Source organism: Pseudoalteromonas sp. SG43-5 (genome assembly GCF_014164345.1).
In the GTDB taxonomy this organism is placed as follows: Bacteria; Pseudomonadota; Gammaproteobacteria; order Enterobacterales; family Alteromonadaceae; genus Pseudoalteromonas; species Pseudoalteromonas distincta.
On record NZ_JACJFA010000005.1, the window covers coordinates 117,615 to 140,487 of the forward strand.

Annotated in this window: 23 protein-coding genes; 13 read left to right on the forward strand and 10 right to left on the reverse strand. The window is 39.2% G+C overall.

Translation table 11 applies throughout. The features are described 5' to 3' along the window. Positions 1-168 precede the first annotated feature (168 nt). From H5161_RS07355 to H5161_RS07375, 5 genes are all read right to left on the reverse strand, one after another. Positions 169-2,010, reverse strand: coding sequence for a methyl-accepting chemotaxis protein (locus H5161_RS07355; protein WP_182769012.1), 1,842 nt, complete (start codon positions 2,008-2,010; stop codon positions 169-171). A 179-nt stretch (positions 2,011-2,189) separates the two neighbouring features. Then, positions 2,190-3,470, reverse strand: a complete 1,281-nt coding sequence (gene hemL, locus H5161_RS07360) for a glutamate-1-semialdehyde 2,1-aminomutase (RefSeq protein ID WP_024596268.1) — start codon at positions 3,468-3,470, stop codon at positions 2,190-2,192. Positions 3,471-3,503: 33 nt separating this feature from the next. Next, positions 3,504-4,520: an aspartate carbamoyltransferase gene (locus H5161_RS07365; protein ID WP_002958914.1), complete on the reverse strand. Its 1,017-nt coding sequence runs from the start codon at positions 4,518-4,520 to the stop codon at positions 3,504-3,506. 114 nt (positions 4,521-4,634) lie between these two features. Then, the gene (locus H5161_RS07370) at positions 4,635-5,069 is read right to left on the reverse strand and encodes a CopD family protein (protein WP_002958913.1); all 435 of its coding nucleotides are present in this window, start codon (positions 5,067-5,069) and stop codon (positions 4,635-4,637) included. 14 nt (positions 5,070-5,083) lie between these two features. Beyond that, the gene (locus H5161_RS07375; protein WP_002958912.1) at positions 5,084-6,766 is read right to left on the reverse strand and encodes a chloride channel protein; all 1,683 of its coding nucleotides are present in this window, start codon (positions 6,764-6,766) and stop codon (positions 5,084-5,086) included. 321 nt (positions 6,767-7,087) lie between these two features. On the opposite strand from H5161_RS07375, the gene erpA reads away from it, so the two are divergent. Next, positions 7,088-7,426, forward strand: a complete 339-nt coding sequence (gene erpA, locus H5161_RS07380; protein ID WP_002958911.1) for an iron-sulfur cluster insertion protein ErpA — start codon at positions 7,088-7,090, stop codon at positions 7,424-7,426. Between the two features lie 49 nt (positions 7,427-7,475). Here erpA and H5161_RS07385 read toward each other — a convergent pair whose 3' ends face one another. Further along, positions 7,476-7,664: a hypothetical protein gene (locus H5161_RS07385; protein ID WP_024596569.1), complete on the reverse strand. Its 189-nt coding sequence runs from the start codon at positions 7,662-7,664 to the stop codon at positions 7,476-7,478. 446 nt (positions 7,665-8,110) lie between these two features. On the opposite strand from H5161_RS07385, the gene H5161_RS07390 reads away from it, so the two are divergent. Next, the gene (locus tag H5161_RS07390; RefSeq protein WP_002958908.1) at positions 8,111-8,350 is read left to right on the forward strand and encodes a helix-turn-helix domain-containing protein; all 240 of its coding nucleotides are present in this window, start codon (positions 8,111-8,113) and stop codon (positions 8,348-8,350) included. Positions 8,351-8,420: 70 nt separating this feature from the next. Here the strand turns inward: H5161_RS07390 and H5161_RS07395 are convergent, their stop codons facing one another. The 4 genes from H5161_RS07395 to H5161_RS07410 are packed head-to-tail and all read right to left on the reverse strand — an operon-like array spanning position 8,421 to position 12,176. Then, positions 8,421-9,800 (reverse strand): AmpG family muropeptide MFS transporter, encoded by a 1,380-nt coding sequence (locus H5161_RS07395; protein ID WP_182712249.1) that lies wholly within the window; start codon positions 9,798-9,800, stop codon positions 8,421-8,423. A gap of 49 nt (positions 9,801-9,849) precedes the next feature. Continuing rightward, positions 9,850-10,470, reverse strand: coding sequence for a peptidylprolyl isomerase (locus tag H5161_RS07400; protein ID WP_182695057.1), 621 nt, complete (start codon positions 10,468-10,470; stop codon positions 9,850-9,852). A gap of 2 nt (positions 10,471-10,472) precedes the next feature. Next, positions 10,473-11,033, reverse strand: coding sequence for a YajG family lipoprotein (locus H5161_RS07405; RefSeq protein ID WP_182695056.1), 561 nt, complete (start codon positions 11,031-11,033; stop codon positions 10,473-10,475). After that, on the reverse strand, positions 11,034-12,176 hold the full coding sequence (locus H5161_RS07410) for a methyltransferase (protein ID WP_024604970.1): 1,143 nt from the start codon (positions 12,174-12,176) through the stop codon (positions 11,034-11,036). 42 nt (positions 12,177-12,218) lie between these two features. On the opposite strand from H5161_RS07410, the gene H5161_RS07415 reads away from it, so the two are divergent. From H5161_RS07415 to nqrM, 11 genes are all read left to right on the forward strand, one after another. Beyond that, positions 12,219-12,830, forward strand: coding sequence for an alpha-ketoglutarate-dependent dioxygenase AlkB (locus H5161_RS07415; protein WP_024596565.1), 612 nt, complete (start codon positions 12,219-12,221; stop codon positions 12,828-12,830). A gap of 61 nt (positions 12,831-12,891) precedes the next feature. Next, positions 12,892-13,203 carry a BolA family transcriptional regulator gene (locus tag H5161_RS07420; RefSeq protein WP_182769013.1) on the forward strand — a complete coding sequence of 104 codons (312 nt, stop codon included), beginning with the start codon at positions 12,892-12,894 and terminating at the stop codon, positions 13,201-13,203. Between the two features lie 113 nt (positions 13,204-13,316). After that, the gene (gene fabV, locus H5161_RS07425; RefSeq protein ID WP_182695055.1) at positions 13,317-14,510 is read left to right on the forward strand and encodes an enoyl-ACP reductase FabV; all 1,194 of its coding nucleotides are present in this window, start codon (positions 13,317-13,319) and stop codon (positions 14,508-14,510) included. 628 nt (positions 14,511-15,138) lie between these two features. After that, entirely contained in the window at positions 15,139-16,482 is a 1,344-nt protein-coding gene (locus H5161_RS07430) for a Na(+)-translocating NADH-quinone reductase subunit A (protein WP_024596562.1), read from the forward strand. A gap of 4 nt (positions 16,483-16,486) precedes the next feature. Then, positions 16,487-17,689, forward strand: a complete 1,203-nt coding sequence (locus tag H5161_RS07435) for an NADH:ubiquinone reductase (Na(+)-transporting) subunit B (protein ID WP_002958899.1) — start codon at positions 16,487-16,489, stop codon at positions 17,687-17,689. Beyond that, on the forward strand, positions 17,682-18,434 hold the full coding sequence (locus H5161_RS07440) for a Na(+)-translocating NADH-quinone reductase subunit C (protein WP_002958898.1): 753 nt from the start codon (positions 17,682-17,684) through the stop codon (positions 18,432-18,434). Before H5161_RS07435 ends, H5161_RS07440 begins: the two co-directional genes overlap by 8 nt. Continuing rightward, positions 18,434-19,066: an NADH:ubiquinone reductase (Na(+)-transporting) subunit D gene (locus H5161_RS07445; RefSeq protein ID WP_002958897.1), complete on the forward strand. Its 633-nt coding sequence runs from the start codon at positions 18,434-18,436 to the stop codon at positions 19,064-19,066. Before H5161_RS07440 ends, H5161_RS07445 begins: the two co-directional genes overlap by 1 nt. Before the next feature lie 10 nt (positions 19,067-19,076). Next, entirely contained in the window at positions 19,077-19,685 is a 609-nt protein-coding gene (gene nqrE / locus H5161_RS07450; RefSeq protein ID WP_002958896.1) for an NADH:ubiquinone reductase (Na(+)-transporting) subunit E, read from the forward strand. Positions 19,686-19,703: 18 nt separating this feature from the next. Continuing rightward, the gene (gene nqrF / locus H5161_RS07455) at positions 19,704-20,933 is read left to right on the forward strand and encodes an NADH:ubiquinone reductase (Na(+)-transporting) subunit F (protein WP_002958895.1); all 1,230 of its coding nucleotides are present in this window, start codon (positions 19,704-19,706) and stop codon (positions 20,931-20,933) included. A gap of 109 nt (positions 20,934-21,042) precedes the next feature. Next, a complete protein-coding gene (locus tag H5161_RS07460; protein ID WP_024596561.1) occupies positions 21,043-22,074 on the forward strand; it encodes an FAD:protein FMN transferase in 1,032 nt (343 codons plus the stop codon). Between the two features lie 101 nt (positions 22,075-22,175). Further along, positions 22,176-22,388, forward strand: coding sequence for a (Na+)-NQR maturation NqrM (gene nqrM / locus H5161_RS07465; RefSeq protein ID WP_007376137.1), 213 nt, complete (start codon positions 22,176-22,178; stop codon positions 22,386-22,388). The last annotated feature ends 485 nt before the right edge of the window (positions 22,389-22,873 follow it).

Here is a 22,873-nt window from a genome sequence, read left to right on the forward strand (position 1 = left end):
TGTAAGTTGTAGTTAACGTAATAATACTTAATCAATTTGAGGGGTTAAATCTGACGTTAACTACGTTAAAAATTTCTGATATAGAACAACTAAATAACGAAATTTTTGCCTTGTTATCGACACGATTTTCTTCCCTTAAAATAGATCACTTAATTAAGCGAATTGGTATTAAGATTTAAAAAACTGCATTGATTTGGTTAAATCATTAGATAAGCGACTTAATTGCTGTGCATCTTGTAGCGTTGATTGAGCCGATGTTAGCGTTTGATCTGCTAAATTACTCACTTCTTGCGAATCATTTAATGCTTGTGTTGTTGCATTTGATTGCTGTTTAACACGCTCTGCAATTACTTCACCTTGATGTTTAATATCGCCCATACTTTGCTCTGCACTTTGCAATACTTCATTGGTTTGATTGGCTGCTTTTACTGATTGCTCCATTTTTTCAACACTTGAGCGCATTTTTTGCTGAGTGTCGTCAGATGCTTGTTGTAAAGAGCTAATAATTTGATGTATTTCTTGGGTTTGTGTTTGTGTACGCTGAGCAAGTGTTCTTACCTCATCAGCTACAACGGCAAATCCACGGCCATGCTCGCCGGCTCGCGCGGCTTCAATAGCGGCATTAAGTGCAAGCAAGTTTGTTTGATCGGCTATTTCACTGATCCCTTTACTTACTTTGCTAATTTCTTGGCTATCTTGTGCTAGTTTATCGAGCGCTTGTTGGCTCTCTGCAAATTCAATTTGGAGGTCTTGCATATATTTAGCAAGCTCCATTGTATTATCTGAACCTTGTTTCACATGAACTGCAGCATTTTGTGCGGTAAGCGTAGCTTGATGCGCTGACTCTTCAACTGCAAGTGCGTTTTGAGCCATATCGCTTAGTGCATTATAAATGGCATTGACTCGAATTTGCTGTTTTGAAACATCATTGCTTGTTTCGCTACTCGCATGTGATAGCGATTTAGTTGCGTCGCATAGCTCTTCTGTACTTGCTTTAACATCAAATAATAAATGTGAAAATGCATTAAGTAATGCATTGTAGCGCGATGCAATAATTCCCATTTCATCATTAGTGCTCGAATCGATAGTGGCATTTAAGTCGCCATTCGCGGCTCTATTAGCGGCATCAGCAAAGCGATTAATGGTATCAACAACTGCAAAATAAAAACCAATCATCAAATAAAATGCAAATAGCAAACTGATCAATGAAGCAGCTAAAACAAGATTTCGTGTCCACTGTTGAGTTTGTAGTTTTGCCTCAATAAGGCTCTCAAGGGTTGGAATGCTCTTACTAACAAGTTGATTAATACTGCTGTGAACATTGTTTGTTAGTTTAGTAAATTCTGATTGAGTTAATAGAATATCGTCTGGCTCAAGTAGTTTTTCATCTATCGCGTTTTTAAATGCACCCACAGCACTGTGTAAACTAGTTAAAGGAGGCATGAGCGCTTTGTTTACTGATTTATCTGCATTGTTGGCTACATTGAGTATTTTATCGAGTTGTTTTTCGTATAAAGGAAGTGACTTACTAAAATTTGAAAGTGCTATAAACGTATCGGGCGTAAAACGGTTACTAGCTAAAACAGTATTAGCGCTTTGCGCTGTTGAGTTTATTTGCATTATAAGTGCAGGAATTGGCGTGACTAAAGAGCGGTTTACATAAGCGCTTGCTAACTGACTGTCTAAGGCTAGATTTGATTGAATAGAAACAAGTTCAAGTACTTCATTTGCTTGTGTGTCTTTTATGTCAAAGCCGAGTGAGCGAGCTATTTTTATATTTTGATTCGTATCTCCCTGCATTTGATTTGAAAGTATAGCTCTGTAGCCTTTTAAGCCTTGCTGTTGTATTTTTGAAACAGTAATACTTTCACTTAATAACGAGACTAAAAAAAACAAACTAAGTGATAGAGGAACGAGTAAAATTCCAAACATTAAGCTGATTTTAGTTTTGTATTTTAAGTTTGCCATTAGCTGGATAGCGGGAAAAGAAAATTGGCGTAATCCTGACATAAGGCTCTCTTGTAATTTTTGTAATAGAGTAAAGGTGAATAGACCTTGTTATGCTTAATTATCATTCATTTATAGTACACTACAAATAAAAAAAGCCCTTTCGGGCTTTTTTCAATCTTTAGTCTTAATTACATACTTAAAAACAAGTGGTTACAAATGTATAAATAGTAATTATTAGCTTAAAGTTTAGCAAACGAGCGTTCTGCTGCCGCTATTGTGTCTTTTACTTCTTGTTCAGTATGCGCAGCACATACAAAACCAGCCTCAAATGCTGATGGAGCAAGGTACACGCCTTCTTCAAGCATAAGGTGGAAAAAACGTTTGAAGCGCTCTAGGTCACACTCAGTTGCTTGCTTGTATGTCGTTACTTTTTCAGCATCAGTAAAAAAGAATCCATACATGCCGCCCGCATAGTTAGTTGTTAGCGCAACACCGGCTTTTTTAGCACCAGCTTCAAAGCCTTCACAAATTGCTTTTGAAATAGCTTCTAACTTATCGTGAAGGCCAGGCTCACTTAATAGCTCAAGTGATTTTAAACCTGCAGCCATTGCAATAGGGTTACCAGAAAGAGTACCAGCTTGGTAAACTGGTCCTACAGGCGCAATGTAATCCATTATTTCAGTTTTACCACCAAACGCGCCAACTGGCATGCCGCCGCCAATTACTTTACCTAAACACGTAAGATCTGGTTTAATGTTGTAATAAGCTTGTGCACCGCCAAGTGCAACACGAAAGCCTGTCATTACTTCATCAAAAATAAGTACTGATTTATATTCGTCACACACATCACGCAAACCTTCTAAAAAGCCAGGCACTGGTGGAATACAGTTCATGTTACCGGCTACTGGCTCTACAATAATACAGGCAATTTCGTCTGCGTATTTTGCAAAAATAGCTTTTACTTCATCTAGGTTATTAAACGAAACTGTAAGTGTATGCTTAGCAAAGTCTTCAGGAATACCTGGAGAATTAGGTACACCCATTGTTAGTGCACCAGAGCCTGCCTTAACTAATAACGAGTCAGCGTGACCGTGGTAACAACCTTCAAATTTTAATATTTTATCGCGACCGGTAAAGCCACGTGCTAAACGAATTGCACTCATTGTCGCTTCAGTGCCTGAGCTAACCATGCGTACTTTTTCGATTGATGGAACTAGCTCTTTTACTTTTTCAGCCATTAATATTTCGGCTTCAGTTGGTGCGCCATAGCTAAGGCCATTTTCTACAGCTTCGTGTACAGCTTGTTTAATTGCAGGGTGATTATGGCCCATGATCATAGGCCCCCAAGAGCCAACATAATCAATGTAACGATTACCGTCGGCATCAAATGTAAACGCGCCTTCTGCTTTTGTAATGAATAGTGGCGTACCGCCTACACCATTAAAAGCACGAACTGGTGAGTTTACGCCACCAGGAATAGAAGCTTGGGCGCGTTCAAATAAGTCTTGGCTAATTGTCATGAAAAATCCTATAAATTGTCACTTAAAAGGGGGTTAGCTGTCGCGTTTGCGGCTAAACCAAGGTACGTCTACTTCATACTTATCGACTTTGTTTTCTACGCCGAGTGTTAAAGCAAACAGTGCCATACGAATTAATACGCCATTTTGTACCTGGCGGAATATTGCTAAATTGTCGTTACTGTTTAAGTCGTTATCAAGCTCGTTGGCTTCTAAGCGACTATCACGTGGAAGAGGATGCATTAATACAGAGTTAGGCTTACAGTGAGCGCTGTAGATAGATTGGCTAATCCTAAAGCCGCCACGGTATTTATTTGCTTCTTCTTGCGAAGGAAAACGCTCTTCTTGAATACGTGTTTGGTAAACAATATCGGCTGCTAAATTGCCTTCCATCTTATTTACTAGCTCAATTTTATGGCCGGCATTTTCTACTGCATCTAAAATGCTTGTTGGCATTTGTAAGCCGTCAGGCGCGACCATCGAAAACTTTACATTTTTATAATGGCACAATAGTTTAGATAAAGAATGCACTGTGCGGCCATACTTTAAATCGCCCACAAGCGCTATATGCATACCATCAATATTTTGACCAAAACGATGTAATTCGCGCTCAATGGTTAATAAGTCAAGTAATGCTTGAGTAGGGTGCTCATTTGGGCCGTCGCCGCCATTAATAACCGGCACAGTACAGCCGTCAGCAAATTCACTTACTGAGCCTGCATCAGGATGGCGCATAGCAACAGCGTCAGCATAAGCTGAAATAACGCGGGCGGTATCGTAAAGAGACTCACCCTTAGCAAGGGCTGAACTTTGCATACCTGTAGTTTCACGTACACCACCGCCAAGTAAGTTAAAGGCGGTGCCAAAGCTAACTCGTGTACGAGTGCTTGGTTCAAAAAACAAATTAGCTAAAATAGCGCCTTCTAGCACCGTAGTTTGCTTTTGCTTTTTAGCATAAGGCTCCATTTTTTTTGCTACTGCAAAAATACGTTCAATGCAGTCTCTGTCTAGCTGATTTACAGACAGTATATGCTCACCTTGGAAACTTAACATGGGGTTATTCCTAATCAATCAAATGGGCGCGATAATCCATAAATGGAGCACGCAATCGCGCGTGTTAAAGCAAGTATTGTAAATTGCAGCGAAGTTTAACATGCGCCGCAAAGCTTATAAATTAGGTTTTATTACCGCAAGTGCCACTATGATGAGCAACGCAATAACTGGGAGCTCATTAAAAATACGGTAAAAGCGGTCTGTCTTAGTGTTGCGGTCATGTTTAAAGTCATTTAATAACTTAAAACAGTAGCCGTGGTATATATATAATATGATTACCAGCACTAGCTTATAGTGCAACCACATACTGTATCTAAACCAATCACGACCATATTCAACAATGGTTAATACACCAAACACAGCGGTTAATACAGCAAATGGGGTAACGAAATAAAGTAGTCTGCGCTCCATAACTTTTAACATAGAGTTGCATGATCTTTCCTCGCTCATAGCGTGATATACAAATAATCGAGGCAAGTAAAAAATACCGGCAAACCACGCAATCATAAAAAATATGTGGAGTGTTTTATAAATCAATAATGCGCTCATAATAGTCCTATTTTTTAAAGTAAGCTGTTACGAATGGTTAAAATATGATGAATTTGATCCCAGCGTAATAGCCCCATAATTTGTTGATTATCTAAAAGGTTATAAACGTAAAGCGCGCCACTTCTTTTATCTTTTAGGATATCGAAAGCATCGGCTAGGGTGGCCTGACTACTGATGCCCTGCAAGCTAATATAATTTATATTTATTGTTTCATTAGACATTAGCGTTAAATCGTATTCAGCGAGACGATAGCCATTTTCTTCGTCAAAAACAATTAACGGAGTTTGGCTATCCATGGCATCTAATGTGCTTTTTATTTGCACTTTGTCGTCTGAATAAAGCAATTTAAAGTCTTCATCCATATCATCCATTATCCCCACTTTTTGTAATGCTTCGGTAGCGGGAGATACATGGTACGGTAATCCCTGAAAATCTAGTTGCTGCAAAAATATGGAGCGATTTCCAAAAAACTGTAATGCTGTTACATAGGCCGTGGTGATCACAAGCATAGCTGGAACAATTATTTCAGGTGACGATGTAAGCTCCATGACCGTTGTTAAAGCAGCTAGTGGTGCATGCAATGTGGCGGCCATTAATCCGGCCATACCTAAAACTCCATAAGTACCCGCTATATCAGTGCCAGGACTAATAAACTGAGCAAAAAAAGCCATTAGAGTGCCAATTAATACGCCAAGCCCAATTACCGGACCAATTAAACCACCAGGTATACCCAAACCGATAGCAAACAATGTAGCAAGTAGTTTAGCGATTAAAATAGTTGTGAGTAGCTTCACGTCATCAGGAGATTCAACCGCGATAGTTATTGCGCTCATACCAGAGCCCATAGCATGAGGCACTGCGTAAGCTATTAAGCTGGCAATGCATCCTGCAATTAATAAACGAGGGAACATACTTAAAGGTTTAAATGTTTTAATAATTAGCATTAAGTTTTGATTAAAGCTAAATGCAATAGCACCCAGCGCCATACCGCATAATATTAAATAAGGGTAATGCCAACCACTCAATGGCGCTATGGTAATGAGTGCAAGCTCTGAGCCTTCACCAAAAACAAACTGTGTTGCCAGTGCGCCAGTAACAGCGGCAAGCATGATAGGTACAAATATATGTACTTTATATTCACGAAGTACCACTTCCATTACAAAAATAACGGCTGCAAGTGGAGTATTAAACGACGCGGCTATGCCTGCAGCTACTCCACAACCACTTAGAGTACGCATGGCATTATGCGGTAAATGTAGCTTATCTGCCAAAATACTCGCCCCCGTTGCGCCCATATGCACGGAAGGACCTTCTCGGCCAACTGAAAAACCGCTAATGAGAGCAAGTGCGCCACCAACAAATTGATTAACCGTATTGTATAAAGGCATTTGCCCGTAGTGACGTTTAATTCTGTGTATAACAAAGGGGATACCCAAGCGGTAATGTTTAAACCCAGTAAAGGCAGCAAACGTGGCTATTAGTAATGCAGCAACTAAAGGCATTAGTACACGTTCAAGTGTTGGTAGGGTAGTAAAGTCGTCAGGTGTTTCTAAAAATAAGCTTTGGAAAAACAGAATGGTTAAGCGAAATAAAATAATAAAAAATGCAGCAATTAATCCGGCAACTACGCCTAATAAGCATAATTGTACAGATGTTTTAGGTTTTGCCAGCCGACGCCTGAGTTGCTCAAGCCACATGCATAATTCCTCGCTGTATTTTTCAGCAGCATTTTAGCAAAAGAGTTTAGCTAAGTCCTTGTGATTTTGAAATTTTCGTAACTTATATTAACAATTTGCAGTGAAGATTAAGACCTATTGCCTATAACTAAAATATTTAATGAGTTTATAGCGTATAAAGGTCGCTTTTAGTTTGCTTAAGTATTATTTTAGCTAGTTAATGTTTGGCCACTTTTTTACTAATTTATAGATATAACTTAGAGGAAAGAGTTGTTTTACTATACTTGATTAAAACACTCGGGTATTAGATAATCACGCCATTGCGATATTGAGGGTTTTAAAATGTCTGAAGAATTACCAATTAAGTTCAGCGATGCGGCTGCTGTTCGTGTTAAACAGTTAATCGACGAAGAAGAAAACCCAGACTTAAAACTGCGTGTTTATGTAACAGGCGGTGGTTGTTCTGGTTTTCAATATGGTTTTACTTTTGATGAAAAAGCGAATCCTGGCGATTTAGAAATTGTAAAAAATGGTGTAACACTCGTTATTGATCCAATGAGCATTCAATATTTGGTTGATGGTGAGGTTGATTACACTGAAGGATTAGAAGGCGCACGCTTTTTTGTATCTAATCCAAATGCAACAACAACCTGTGGTTGTGGTGCAAGCTTTAGCGTTTAACAGCCAAACGCTAAATAGAATAAAGCCGCTTTTGCGGCTTTTTTAATGCCTATAAATCAGTTGGTGCGTATTCGGTAATTTGCATTATCAATACAAAAAAGCCGAGTACAAAGGCTGAAAACGCTAAAATATACATAAAGCCTTTTTTACCTTGTTTAATTGGTACGCCGTTGTGGCGCAAAAAAAAGTACCAACCTAAACACAACACGATAGGTAATAAAAAAAGAAGTCTGAACATTACTTGGCCTTTTTAGTGCAAATTATTGCTTAATAATAAACGTGTAACATTAAAAAGGAACAAATATGTTATAAATATTTTTAAGCTGTTTTATGAAGGTAATATTATTTTTTTAATATTTTCTGATAACTTAGGTCAAATATTCAGTGTTTATAAATGTTCGTTCAGGTTGATTTTGTACCGAGTATGTAATTAATTATTTAACCAAAGTGTTAATAGTATATAATGTATCCAAGAATGAGACGGGCAAAATTTCATTCTCAATAAAAACAAATCTTTACCATATTATTAGCGTAGTTTTTAGCTGTGTTGGTGGAGTGAGTAGCAACACATGCTTTATTAAGCAATAGCTTGCTATTGAAAGTATGACTGCTTACCTGCCTACGGCTATTGATGGAAACTACTGCTTTAATGGGTACGTCAAATCATCTAGTAGGAGATGTAAAATGATGGGCAAAACAGTTTCTTCTGAAGAAAATGCAAAGCTAACAAAGTGGCTTAAAACTAAGCGCCATGAAAAGGGTCATACAATGCGAAGCCTAGCACAAGTGCTTGGAACGCCTCATTCATTTATCGGCAAGATTGAAAATCAAGAACGCCGTTTAGATGTCATTGAGTTTGTTCGCTATTGTACAGCTCTAGAAGTTGATCCACATGAAGCACTTAGCTTGCTAAAAGTAGATTAACTCAATAATTGCTTAGTACACTTTAAGGGGCACTTGATAGTGCTAAGCAATATGTTAATGCAGGGATGCATTAAATATTTTTGTGGTAATTCTTCTCAAGCTCATACAACTTATACCTAATCAGATATAAAAATATCAACGAAGGTAAAACCATTAAGGCTGTTAAAATAAAGAACAGCGACCAATTTCCCATTAACCAATCATCAATTACTACACCACTGTAGCTTGAAAGCAATGTTCGTCCTAAATTCCCTAATGACGCCAGTAATGCATAGTGCGTTGCACTAAATGCTCTATCGCATAACATCGATATAAAGGCCACCATAGCGACCAACGACCACGCTTGCGTAAAGCCATCAATAACAATAGCAAAGGCATACAGCCTTAGGTCAGGGCCAACTAAAGCAATCCACGAGAAGGCTAAGTTTGAAGCAGCCATTGCAATACCACTTACAAATAAACCCTTAACAATGCCATATTTTTGATTAAATAAACTGCCAACAAAGGTAAATATGATTGTAAGTACCGCTGTACCTACCTTCGAAAATGTAGCTATATCGCTATTACTAAAACCAATTTCTTTATAAAACACAATCGACATGCGCCCTAAAAACGCTTCGCCTATTTTAAATAAGAAAATAAACGCAAGTAATGCTAGTGCTGTTTTAACGCCATTTTTAGTAAAAAAAGCTCTAAAGGGATCAATAACGGTTACCGCAAGCCACGCAACAGTTTTTGTTAAAGGAGTTTGTTTTGTAGAGGACAGTTTTTCAAGGTACACACGCTCAAGTTCAGCATGTACTGCTTCGCGGTTAGTTTCGGGCTCTTTTGCAAACAGTGCTCCACTCATTAACAGCAGCATTACGGCAGCTAAAAAGTAATAAATTTGTGGCCAGTCGAGCGAGGGTATATCGGCCATGTAAAATGGAATGGCGCCTAAAAGTGCATAACCTGTCCACCAACCCGAAGTTGCCATTGCGGCTGCAGCGGTTGCTTTGTGTGATTCGCTTTCGCTTAGGGTGTCTATTCTAAAGGCATCAATAGCAATGTCTTGAGTAGCTGAAGCAATGGCGATTAATAAACAAATCGCAGCAACAATTGCCAAATTAGCTTTTAAATCAAGCCCTGCTAATAGCAAGGTGCCAATAAAAATAAAACTTTGGCAAAATAGTATCCAACTGCGACGTTGGCCTAGCCATTTATATAAAATAGGAAGTTTTGTACGGTCAATGAGTGGCGACCACAAAAAGTTTATGCTGTAAGCGCCAAATACAATGCCAAATAGGCCAATCATACTGCGACTTAGCCCTTCATCTTTTAGCCAAGCAGACATAACAGAGCCAATTAAAACCCACGGAAAACCGCTACTCATACCAAATATGAAAATGTGGATTAAGCGTTTGTCTTTAAAGTAAGAAAAATATTCGCTAATAGAGAGAGATTTGCTCATAGGGCCTTCATTGGCTTTGATGCAGAGCAGCTAAGCTGCTCTTAAAAAATTATAGTGGGACTTGTTCAAGCACTTTAATATTTAAGATGACAACAGGTTTTTTAGGTACGAAATCGTAGCCAATTTTTTCATTAAAACCGGTTTCAACAGTCATAATTTTATCAAGCGTGTCGTAACCATCCATTACGCTACCAAATACTGCAAAGCCCCAATCTTTCCCTGGATTTAAGTGATCGTTATTATCCATATTAAAAAAGAATTGGCGAGTTCCTGAGTGCGGTTGTCTATCTTGATAGGCCATAGCAATGCTATACATATCGTTTTTTAAACCGTTACCGCTTTCATTAAAAATAGGGTCATTTTCATGTAGGCCATCATAGTCTTTATCGTAACCGCCACCTTGAATAACAAAGTCGCGATCATTTTCTACATCGCGCTCAATACGGTGAAAAACGCTGCCTTGATAACTTTTGTCTGACACGTAAGTTAAAAAATTATTGACTGTGATGGGCGCTTTAGAGCGATCCAGCTCAACCACGATGCTACCCATTGACGTTACAATTTCTACGCGTGGAAAAATGTTGTCCTTTTGCACAAAGCGGCCTTCTTGGGCTGCTAAGCTACTTACACTAAAGAATAGGCCTAAGCAGATTAAAAAAAGTCGTCTCATAGTTAACCTTCTAAAAATTCTATTAATTCAGGGTCAGATACAATGCGGGTAATAACTTGCTCAGTCAACTTATTGAGCTGACCTTCTATTTTTGCTCGCTCATGACTAAATGGGCCTTCTAAATCAGCACTGCCTCTATACACTTTACTAAAGTTACTTGAGGCGCGAATAACACGCACGCCAAGTTCTATGTGGGCTTCGCTGGTATGGCTCACTAGCTTTTCGGTTACAACAGCTTGCAATGCATGAATATCTACTTCAAAGCGAACAGTTGCTAAGTTAGAAATACTGGCTCCATTGCGGCTAAGGGCGCTGTCTAACACACTTTTAATAGAGCTGGTAATGCCTTGGCTTGCAAAGGTTTTAGTTTTGTCTGACTCAATAAGTTTAAGTGTTGATGTATCGCCACGTAAATCAATTACACTAGTACTTAAGCTACTATTTATAGTGCTAATTTGACCATTTTTATAAACAGGGTTAAGTATTACTTGGCTAGGCTGATTCGCGCAGCCAGCAAGTATCAGTAATACACAACACCCAATTATAATGTTTGTTAATTTCATTTATAGCATTCCACTATTTTTTGTTGCACTTAAAACGACAAACTTTTTGTTTGAACCTAGCAACTTACAGTTGCCAAACATACGGTTTAATTTATCATGATAATCTAAATGACGATTACCAATAATACGCAGCTCGCCGCCTTCTTTTAAAGTATCTTTTGCTTGTTTAAACATTTGCCAAGCAATATGGTCGGTAACGGCCTGAGCTTGGTGAAATGGAGGGTTACAAAGCACCATATCTACACTGTCTCTTTCAAAGCCTGTTAAACAGTCGTTTTCGATGAACTCGCAGTTATCAAACTTATCGCCTAGGTTAATTTCTACATTTAACCGAGCCGACTCTACTGCCATGTAAGACTCATCAACAAAAGTAACTGATGCATTAGGGCAACGAGCAAGCGTCATTAATCCAACAACTCCGTTACCACAGCCTAAATCAATAATGCTTTTAGCTTTTGGTGTTTCTGGTAAGTAGTTAAAAAAGAAGCGTGCACCAATATCTAACGAATCACGCGAAAACACATTTGCATGGTTTGTTATATTAAACTCAGTACCTTCAAGCTCCCACGTTACAGGGAAATCTGCTGCTTTATATCCGCCTTTAGCTGTACTTAATATAAGGCGGGATTTTTTAACTGCTAGGCTAGTTTTTGTTTCACCAATAAATTGCTCAAATGATTTTATTGTTGAGTTATGAATTTCTTTTGTTTTACCTGCAGCAATTACTGGCGTACCAGGTGCAAGGACTTCACTGAGCTCACTTAACTGAAACTGTAAAAAACCTACATTACGAGGGATTTTAATAAGTACTAAATCAACATCCTGCGGTAATGCAGACAAACTATCTAATTGTGTGAAATCTGCTGTAGGCAGTTTGTTTTCTTGTAAGTTATAAGCCGCAGCTTGGTGGCTAATATAAGAATCGTTAACTGAACAAACCGTTAACTTATTAAAATAACAAGCAAGTGCACCAAAGCTATCGTTTAAAATAAGCAATGAGCGACAATCAGGGTGATGTTCGTTAACATAATTGATAAGGTACTCATCTGCCGAATCCCACGCTTGTAAGCTGCGGTTTTTTTGATCCAAAGGAAAGCGTTCAAGAGTAAAGGTTTTATCGCCTAGCTGGGCTTGCGTCGTCATAATGGTTCGTTGATCAGTAATCTAATGTAGGTAAATTCTAACATGCAACGGCAAAACGCCAACCCCCAACAGTTACCAAATGGCTTTTCTTATCAAAGTAGGGCACTTAGTGCACAAAAAAGCCTCGATCTATTTTATTATTTGCAAAAAAACCTACGTTGGCAGCAACCCGATGTAACTGTTTATGGTAAAACGGGGCCTATTCCACGGCTACAATGCTTCATGAGCGATTTAAATATTGAATACGGCTATTCAAGTAGTAAGCAAATAGTAGAGCCATGGGATGAATTGTTACTTAATATGAGAAGGCGTTTAGAGGCGCACTTAAATCAGCCTCTAAACTCATTACTCGTTAATTATTACCGAGATGGTAATGATACGATGGGCTGGCACAGTGATGATGAAATAGAGCTTGGTGATAAACCAACAATTGTGTGTGTCTCGCTAGGAGCTGATCGGGTTCTAAAGTTAAAGCACAAGGCGAGCAATAAAGTAACCGACTTAAAATTACAAAGTGGCAGCTGTTTAATAATGAATGGACATAGCCAGCGAGATTATCAACATGCAATACCTAAACAAACAACGCTTGCACATCCTCGAATAAGTTTAACTTACCGATTTATTAAGGACATTAAACAAAAGCAATTTAGTTAGCCAAGCGCTGCGTTAAATTGTTATAGTAAGTGTATAAATTAGCTAATTAAAACGGTCTTTTATGTCAATGCAGCAACAGATCCAAGAAAAAATAAGCAACGCTATTGCGTGTAAACATTTAAAAGTAATTAACGAAAGCCATATGCACAGTGCGGGCACTGAATCACACTTTAAAGTAATAGTGGTTAGCGAAGGTTTTACAGGTAAACGTTTATTGCAGCGCCATCGTGAAATTAATGAAATTCTAAAAGATGAATTAGCAAATCATATTCATGCACTCGCAATTCATACATATACACCCGATGAGTATACAGAGCAGGGCGGCGAGGCACCTGATTCACCTAATTGTATGGGCGGCTCTAAATTAGCTTAAATAATTAATAGCGATTTGATTGTTACACTTGTGGTTAACTGATCAGATCAGTGTTTTTAGTATTAGCCTTTAAACTAGCGCTAATTTTTATTGTAAAAGATATAGGATGATCAATGGTCATTAAGCCTAAAATTCGTGGATTTATCTGCACAAACGCACATCCAGCTGGTTGTGCAGAGCATGTTCAAGAACAAATTAACTATGTAAAACAACAAGGCGCATTAAAAAATGCACCAAAAAATGTATTAGTTATTGGCGCATCAACAGGCTACGGCTTGGCTTCGCGCATTACAGCAGCGTTTGGTGGTGGTGCTAAAACATTAGGTATTTTCTTTGAAAAAGAAGGTACAGAACGCAAAACAGGCTCTGCTGGTTGGTACAATACCGCTGCTTTTCAAGATGCAGCAGACGAAGCAGGCCTTTGGTCTAAAAATATTAATGGCGATGCGTTTTCTAACGAAATTAAACAAAAAGCAATCGACACTATTAAAGCAGATTTGGGCAAAGTAGATTGTATTATTTACAGCTTAGCGTCTCCTCGTCGTACAGACCCAAATACGGGCGAAGTTTACTCATCTACGCTTAAGCCAATTGGAAATGCCGTTACTACTAAAAACTTAAATACATCAAAGCGTGAAATTGATGAAATTACTGTTGAAGCTGCAAACCAAGACGATATCGACAACACCATTAAAGTAATGGGCGGTGAAGATTGGGAAATGTGGATTGACGCATTAAAAGAAGCGGATGTATTAGCCGATAACTTTAAAACGACTGCGTACACTTATATTGGTAAAGAGCTAACATGGCCAATATACGGACACGCTACTATTGGTAAGGCTAAAGAAGATTTAGACCGTGCAACCGCTGCTATTAAAAAATCAACAAAAGATTTAAATGGTGAGGCATATGTTTCATCACTTAATGCTGTGGTAACGCAAGCAAGTTCTGCTATTCCTATTATGCCGTTATATATCTCTGCTTTATTTAAAGTTATGAAAGCAGATGGCACATACGAAGGCACTATTGAGCAAATTCACGCTTTATTTAGTGAAAACTTGTATGGTGAATCTCCTCGCTTTGACGACGGTGGACATTTATTCCAAAACTACAAAGAGCTAGAAGACGATGTACAAGCTCGCGTGCAAGCTGTTTGGGATAAAGTAGATACGAGCAGCATTGATGAGCTAACAGATTATGTTGGTTACCATAATGAGTTTTTACGCTTATTTGGTTTTGGTATAGATAGTGTTGACTACGATCAAGATGTAGATTCAGTTAAGCCAATTGCCAATATGATTGACTAACAGAACTTAGGGCCTGTTTATCTTTCGAGGTTAAATTTGCAGCAGCCTGTTTGGTATTTAGGCAAGACAGAGCCTATGTAGTGTGGTTATTCCCCATAAATGGGCGATGACGTGGAATAAATGCCAAACATGCGCTGCCCAAAGGGTTCTGCCTAGGGGCTATTTACTCTTTGTTGCTTGGTTTTTACTTAGCCCACTAGGTTACAAACCTCACGCCGCGATTAAATAGCCCCTAGATTGAACAAATTTTAATCCTGAAAGGTCAACTGGCCCTAGTTATAAAAGCCGCTATCGCGGCTTTTTTTGTATTATGCGATTTGTTGAATTTACGATGAAATCAGGAATGATAATTGCTTAGGCTACCACTTTGGTCTAGCTTGATTTTTATTTAATTCACTTAACAAAACTAAATAAGTGTTTCTGTCGTATAATTTTCATAAATACACTCGCATAGTCATCTAAAATGATGTTAAAATCTCGACAATATGTGATGAGTTTTACTACGTTGCTTGTTTGATATCTCTAGCAAGCTGCTCTTTTGTACCTTGATATAACTTGGAATAACTCAAATGGCGACGTGGTTGATACGATTTTTCAGTTTCTTTCCTTTAATGTAATGCAAGTGCGTATGATCAACATAAAAAAAGGTCTGGATTTACCCTTAGAGGGCGCGCCACAGCAAGTTATACATGACGGTTCTGCTGTCAAACGTGTAGCTGTGCTTGGCGAAGAGTTTATCGGTATGCGTCCAACCATGCATGTTCGTGTGGATGACCAAGTCAAAAAAGGCCAGGTACTTTTTGAAGATAAAAAGAACCCAGGCGTCCTATTTACTGCTCCAGCTTCTGGTACAGTAAAAGAAATAAATCGTGGTGCTAAACGTGTGCTGCAATCTGTTGTTATTGAAGTAGCAGGCAGTGAGCAAATCACCTTTGACTCTTTCAAAGCAGACGAGCTTCCGAGCTTAGAGCGCGAAAAAGCCAAAGAAGTACTTATCCAGTCTGGTCAATGGACAGCACTTCGTGTTCGCCCATTCAGCAAAGTAGCGGCTGTGGATGCAAATCCTAGTTCTATTTTTGTGACCGCAATCGACACAAACCCATTAGCTGCAGATCCTGCAGTAATTATTGCAGAAAATGCGCAAGCATTTGAAGCGGGTCTTGCAGTTGTTTCGCGTTTGACCGATGGCAAAGTATTTGTGTGTAAAAAAGCAGGCAGCCAAGTTCCTAGCTCATCTATAGCTCAAGTAGAAGTACATGAGTTTGGTGGTGTGCATCCGGCTGGCCTCGTTGGCACTCATATCCATCATCTTGATGCAGTTTCTGTTAGCAAACAAGTTTGGCATATTGGTTACCAAGACGTTATTGCGTATGGTCACTTATTCCTTACTGGTGAAATTTACACAAATCGTGTTATTTCGCTTGCAGGTCCTCGCGTTAAAAACCCACGTTTAGTGAAAACACAATTAGGTGCTTCATTGGATGATTTAGTGGCTGGTGAGTTAGAAGACGGAGATAACCGCGTTATTTCTGGTTCTGTTCTATCGGGTTCTATTTCAAACGGTGTTCATGCATTCTTAGGTCGTTACCACGTTCAAGTATCTGTTTTACTTGAAGGTCGCGAAAAAGAATTGTTTGGCTGGATTGCACCAGGTAGTGATAAATTCTCTGTAACGCGTACATTCCTTTCTCACCTTGCACCAAGTCGTTTATTTAAAATGACAACGTCAACAGGTGGTTCAAAACGTGCCATGGTACCAATTGGTAGCTACGAGCGCGTAATGCCGTTAGATATTTTGCCTACTCTATTATTACGTGACTTAATTGCACGTGATTTAGACAGTGCAATTTCATTGGGCGCGCTTGAACTTGATGAAGAAGATTTAGCGTTATGTACCTTCGTTTGTCCAGGCAAATACGAGTATGGTTCTATCCTACGCGATTGCTTAACTACGATCGAGAAGGAAGGCTAGAGAGATGGGTTTAAAAAAATATCTAGAAGATATCGAGCCGAATTTTGAAGCCGGTGGTAAATATGAAAAGTTTTATGCACTGTATGAAGCAGCTGCAACTATTTTTTATACACCAGGCTACGTAAATAAAGGCGCGACACACGTACGCGATAACATCGACCTAAAACGTATGATGATTTTAGTGTGGATGGCGACGTTCCCAGCTATGTTTTTTGGTATGTTCAATATCGGTCATCAGGCCGCTGGTGCTTTAGCACAAGGTTTTGAACTAGCAAACACGTGGCAAGTTGGTTTGTTCCAGTTATTCGGTGGCGAGTTAACCGCTGATGCAGGCTGGGGCGCTAAGATGTTCTATGGAGCATGTTTCTTCTTACCTATCTACGCTGTAACATTTGCAGTAGGTGGTTTCTGGGAAGTTATATTTGCTTCAGTGCGTAAGCATGAAATTAACGAAGGTTTCTTCGTTACTTCTGTATTATTCGCACTTATTTTGCCAGCAACTATTCCTTTATGGCAAGTTGCGTTAGGTATTACGTTTGGTGTAGTAATCGCTAAAGAAATCTTTGGTGGTACTGGCCGTAACTTCTTAAACCCTGCTTTAGCCGGTCGTGCATTTTTATTCTTTGCATACCCAGCTCAAATCTCAGGTGACACAGTATGGACAGCAGTAGATTCTTTCTCTGGTGCAACTATGCTAGGCCAAGCATTTGCTGGCACACTTGACTTTGCAAACATGGAATTATGGTGGAATGCGTTTTATGGTTTCATTCAAGGTTCTGTAGGTGAAACATCTACACTTGCATTATTAGTAGGTGGTTTGTTCTTAATTTACGTTCGTATCGCTTCTTGGCGCATCGTACTAGGTGTATTCCTAGGTATGGTAGCAACTGCATTTTTATTAAATGCTGTTGGCTCAGAAACTAACCCTGTATTTGCAATGCCTTGGTATTGGCATTTCGTACTTGGTGGCTTTGCGTTTGGTATGTTCTTTATGGCTACTGACCCTGTATCAGCTGCATTTACTGACAAAGGTAAATTAGCATATGGTCTACTAATTGGCTTTATGGTGGTTATGATACGTGTTGTGAATCCTGCTTTCCCAGAAGGCATGATGCTAGCAATCTTATTTGCTAACTTGTTCGCTCCACTGTTCGATCACTTTGTAGTGCAGGCTAATATTAAGCGGAGGTTGGCACGTAATGTCTAGTAATAACGAATCAATCGGCAAAACGTTATCAGTTGTTGTAGCACTATGTTTAGTGTGTGCAATCATTGTATCGTTTGCTTCTGTACAGCTTCGTCCTTTACAGCAAGCTAATAAAAACAAAGATATTCAAAGCAATATCTTAGCTGCTGCGGGCATCGACAAAGTTGAAAATGTTCTTGAAACATTTGATGCAAAAATCGAAGCGCGCGTTGTAAACATGACTACAGGTGAGTTTGTAGATACAGACCCAACAATCTTTGACTTTGAAAAAAGCAAATATGATGCAGCGCTAAGTGTTTCTCTTCAAGAGAAAGGCGTTAAAGATATTGCTGGTATTCAACGTGTGACTAAAGAGTCACCGGTGTATATCTCTAAAAAAGAAGATGGCTCAGTTGATGCAATCATTCTTCCTATCCAAGGCTACGGCTTATGGGGCTTGATGTACGGTTTTATCTCGCTTGAAAGCGATGGTGAAACAGTTAAGGGCATTATCTTTTACAAGCATAATGAAACCCCAGGTCTTGGTGGCGAAATCCAAAATCCACAGTGGACTGCTACATGGGAAGGTAAAGAACTTCCAATTCAAATTGTTAAAGGTACTGCGGGCAATGATGAGCATAAGATCGATGGTCTTTCAGGTGCTACATTAACGTCTAACGGTGTTGATCATGCAGTTGACTTTTGGACTGGCGAAAATGGCTTTGGCCCTTTCCTTGCGAAAGTACGTAAAGGAGCATTGAAATAATGGCTGATACTAAAGAAATGAAGGCGGTCCTATTTGGCCCGGTTTTAGCTAACAACCCAATCGCACTACAAGTACTTGGTATTTGTTCTGCGCTAGCGGTAACGTCTAGCTTAAAAAATGCGTTAATTATGTCAATCGCATTGACACTTGTAACTGCGTTTTCGAGCTTCTTTATCTCGCTTATTCGTAACCAGATCCCATCATCTGTACGTATCATCGTACAAATGACAATTATCGCATCATTGGTAATCGTTGTTGACCAAGTATTACAGGCATTTTCTTATGCTACTGCAAAAGAGCTTTCTGTATTCGTTGGTCTAATCATTACTAACTGTATCGTAATGGGTCGTGCTGAAGCATACGCGATGAAGTCGCCACCACTTATGTCATTCCTTGACGGTATTGGTAACGGCTTAGGTTACTCTGTAGTACTACTTACTGTTGGTTTCATTCGTGAGCTATTTGGTAAGGGTTCACTATTCGGTGTTGATATTATCCCATTAGTACAAGATGGCGGTTGGTATCAGCCTATGGGTCTATTGATCTTACCACCGAGTGCATTCTTCATCATTGGTTTATTCATATGGGTACTGCGTACTTATAAGAAAGACCAAGTAGAAGCTAAAGCGTAAGGGGCAAATAGTGGAACATTATATTAGTTTATTTGTAAAAGCCGTTTTTATTGAGAACTTAGCGTTGTCATTCTTCTTAGGCATGTGTACTTTTTTAGCGGTATCTAAAAAAGTAACTACATCAATTGGCCTAGGTATAGCGGTTATAGTTGTATTGGGTATTTCTGTACCTGTAAACAACTTGGTTTATCATGCGGTACTTGCACCTGGTTCACTAACTTGGTTAGGTTACCCAGATGCAGATCTTAGCTTTTTACGTTTCTTAACTTTCATTGGTGTTATTGCAGCACTTGTGCAAATTCTTGAAATGGCGTTAGATAAGTTTTTCCCTGCACTATACAACGCGTTAGGTATCTTCTTACCACTTATCACAGTTAACTGTGCAATATTTGGTGCGGTATCATTCATGGTTGAGCGTAACTATAACTTCGGCGAGTCTGTTGTTTATGGTATTGGCGCTGGTGTTGGTTGGGCACTTGCAATTACATTACTTGCAGGTATCCGTGAGAAACTGAAATACTCAGACGTACCTGACGGCTTACGTGGTTTAGGTATTACCTTCATCACTGTTGGTTTAATGGGACTTGGCTTTATGTCATTCTCTGGTATTTCACTGTAAAGGTAGCGAGGATAAATCATGGATTATCAGATTTTCTTAGGCGTTGGTGTTTTTATCGCTATCGTTGTACTACTGGTTTTAGTCATCATTGGTGCTAAATCCCAGTTAGTTGCAAGTGGCGATATTATCATCGGCATTAATGGCGACCCAGATAAAGCCATTAAAACATCAGCAGGTAGTAAGCTTTTAGGCGCACTATCTGAGTCAGGTATATTTGTATCATCTGCTTGTGGTGGCGGTGGCTCTTGTGGTCAGTGTCGTGTACACATTAAAGAAGGTGGTGGTGATATTCTGCCAACTGAGCTTGATCACATATCTAAAGGTGAAGCCCGTGAAGGCTGTCGTTTAGCGTGTCAGGTAAATGTTAAAAATGACATGGAAATTGAACTTGAAGAGTCAATTTTCGGTGTTAAGAAGTGGGATTGTGAAGTTATCTCTAATGATAACAAAGCAACGTTCATCAAAGAACTTAAGCTGCAAATTCCAGATGGCGAGTCAGTGCCGTTTCGTGCGGGTGGTTACATCCAAATCGAAGCTCCACCTCACCATGTTAAATATGCAGATTTCGATGTTCCTGAAGAGTATCGTGGCGACTGGAACCATTTTGGTTTCTTCGATCTGGAGTCAAAAGTAGACGAAGAAACAATTCGTGCTTACTCAATGGCTAACTACCCAGAAGAAGAAGGCATCATTATGCTTAACGTGCGTATTGCTGCTCCACCTCCAAGAAACCTTAGCTTGCCATGTGGTAAAATGTCTTCGTACATTTGGTCACTTAAAGAAGGCGACAAGGTAACTATTTCGGGCCCATTTGGTGAGTTCTTTGCTAAAGACACTGACGCAGAAATGGTATTTGTTGGTGGTGGTGCTGGTATGGCGCCAATGCGTTCTCATATCTTTGACCAACTTAAACGTTTGAACTCTAAACGTAAGATGAGTTTTTGGTATGGTGCACGTTCTGAGCGTGAAATGTTCTACGTAGAAGATTTTGACGGCCTAGCCGCTGAAAATCCTAACTTCGTATGGCATACAGCACTTTCAGATCCACAGCCTGAAGATAACTGGGAAGGCTATACTGGCTTTATCCATAACGTGTTATTTGAGAACTATCTTAAAGATCACGAAGCGCCTGAAGATTGTGAGTACTACATGTGTGGTCCTCCAATGATGAATGCGGCAGTTATTACTATGCTTAAAGATTTAGGTGTTGAAGACGAAAATATCTTACTAGATGACTTCGGTGGCTAACACTAATACCAAAACAGTTTAGTTTTGGTTAAAATACCAGCCTCGTAGCACTTGTGTTACGAGGCTTTTTTTATTCTTTAATTTTATCAATCTATTAAGTAGAGCTGTTATGAATCGAGTAAGTACTTCACAGGGCATAATGGCCTTTTTACTAATTACACTGACTGTATTATTGTCTGGGTGTGGTGAAAAGCCAGAGTTAAAAGAAACCTTTTTAGAAGGTAAGACTATGGGTACCACTTATCATATTAAATATTATGATGAGCAAGCCCAGCTATCGGCTTCACAACTACAGCTGCAAATAGACGCTGTTTTAAAAGATGTGAACCAATCTATGTCTACTTACATAGAAGACTCTGAAATAAATACATTTAACAGATTACCTGCAAATCAAGTCATGCCAATTAGCGAAGATTTTAGGGCTGTTATAAGCGAGTCTATTCGCTTGGGTGAATCGACTAAAACACTCGACGTAACAATGGGGCCTTTAATTGATTTATGGGGCTTTGGGCCTGATAAAAAACCAACTAATCGCCCAAGTGATGAAGAGCTTGCAAGTATGGTTGAAAAAATAGGCATTGATAAACTTATCTTAAATGAGCAAGGACTGGCTAAAACAGTTAATGGACTGGAGCTTTCTTTTTCGGCAACAGCTAAGGGCTATGGTATTGATAAAGTTGCCCAGTTATTAGAAAGCCACGACATTACTAATTACATGGTTGAGATTGGTGGTGAGCTGCGTATAGCAGGTGAAAAGCCAAATAATCAGGATTGGAAAATCGCGATTGAGCAACCAGATGCGCAACCTGGAGAGCGTAAGGTACACCGTGTCTTATCGCCAGGTACAAGTGGTATAGCGACATCGGGTGATTACCGTATTTTTTATAAAATGGATGGCGAGATCTATACCCACTTAATTGATCCAGCAACAGGTATGCCTATTAAGCACGACTTAGTGTCGGTAACTGTGCTTCATCCAAGCGCTATGACGGCAGATGGTTTAGCGACGGCACTTACTGTAATGGGGATGCAAAAAGCGCAAGCTTATGCTGAACAACATGATTTACCGGTTTATTTAATAGGTAAATCAAAAGAGGGTTTAGTTACCTACTCAAGCCCAGCATTTAAGCCTTATTTATAGTATGGTGCTGACTTGTTTATTTCCGTGTTATTTGGGTATATAATAGCAGTCGCTCAAAAATATTTGAGTTTAATTTATTGCTGATCAATAGGGGCTAAGCAATGTCACTTTTTCTTCTTACTTTTGGCTTACTAATTTTGATAGTTTCGGCTATGGCCGTTGGTATGATCGTGCAAAAAAAATCTATGGCAAGCAGCTGTGGTGGTTTAGGTTCGGTTGGTATTGATAAAGCCTGTGATTGCGATGATCCATGTGATAAACGCAAAAACCGTTTAGCGAAGGAGCAAGCCTGGAAAGAAAACCAAATTATTTAAGCCTGTCTTAAATATTAAAAAGCGCTTTATAGCGCTTTTTTTGTGCCTGTAAAACGCCTTCGCATCATAGCTTCCAAAGCAATCCAATCTAAATGTATTAGACAAAGGTATATAGTTTAGTTTTTTTCACCTATTAGGTTTATTTTTCTCGTTTGTCAAATTGGAGCTAACACTCTAAAGTTTAACCATAGACAAAGAGCAAGGCTCTCGTCATAAGCTTGAGGCATAAGTTAGCCTCGCTTAAAAGAATCTTTATATTGTGTGTGAAGATGTTGTCAGTGTGAAAGGCAACTCAAGTTTGGTGGTGACTGAGTTTGAGTTGTTTTTATTCCCTACAATTGCCACGCAGTGTAAGCCAAGAATCTTTATATTGTGTGTGAAGATGTTGTCAGTGTGAAAGGCAACTCAAGTTCGGTGGATTCACTTCCATAAAGAACGAGTTTGAGTTGTTTTTATTCCCTACAATTGCCACGTAATGTAAACCA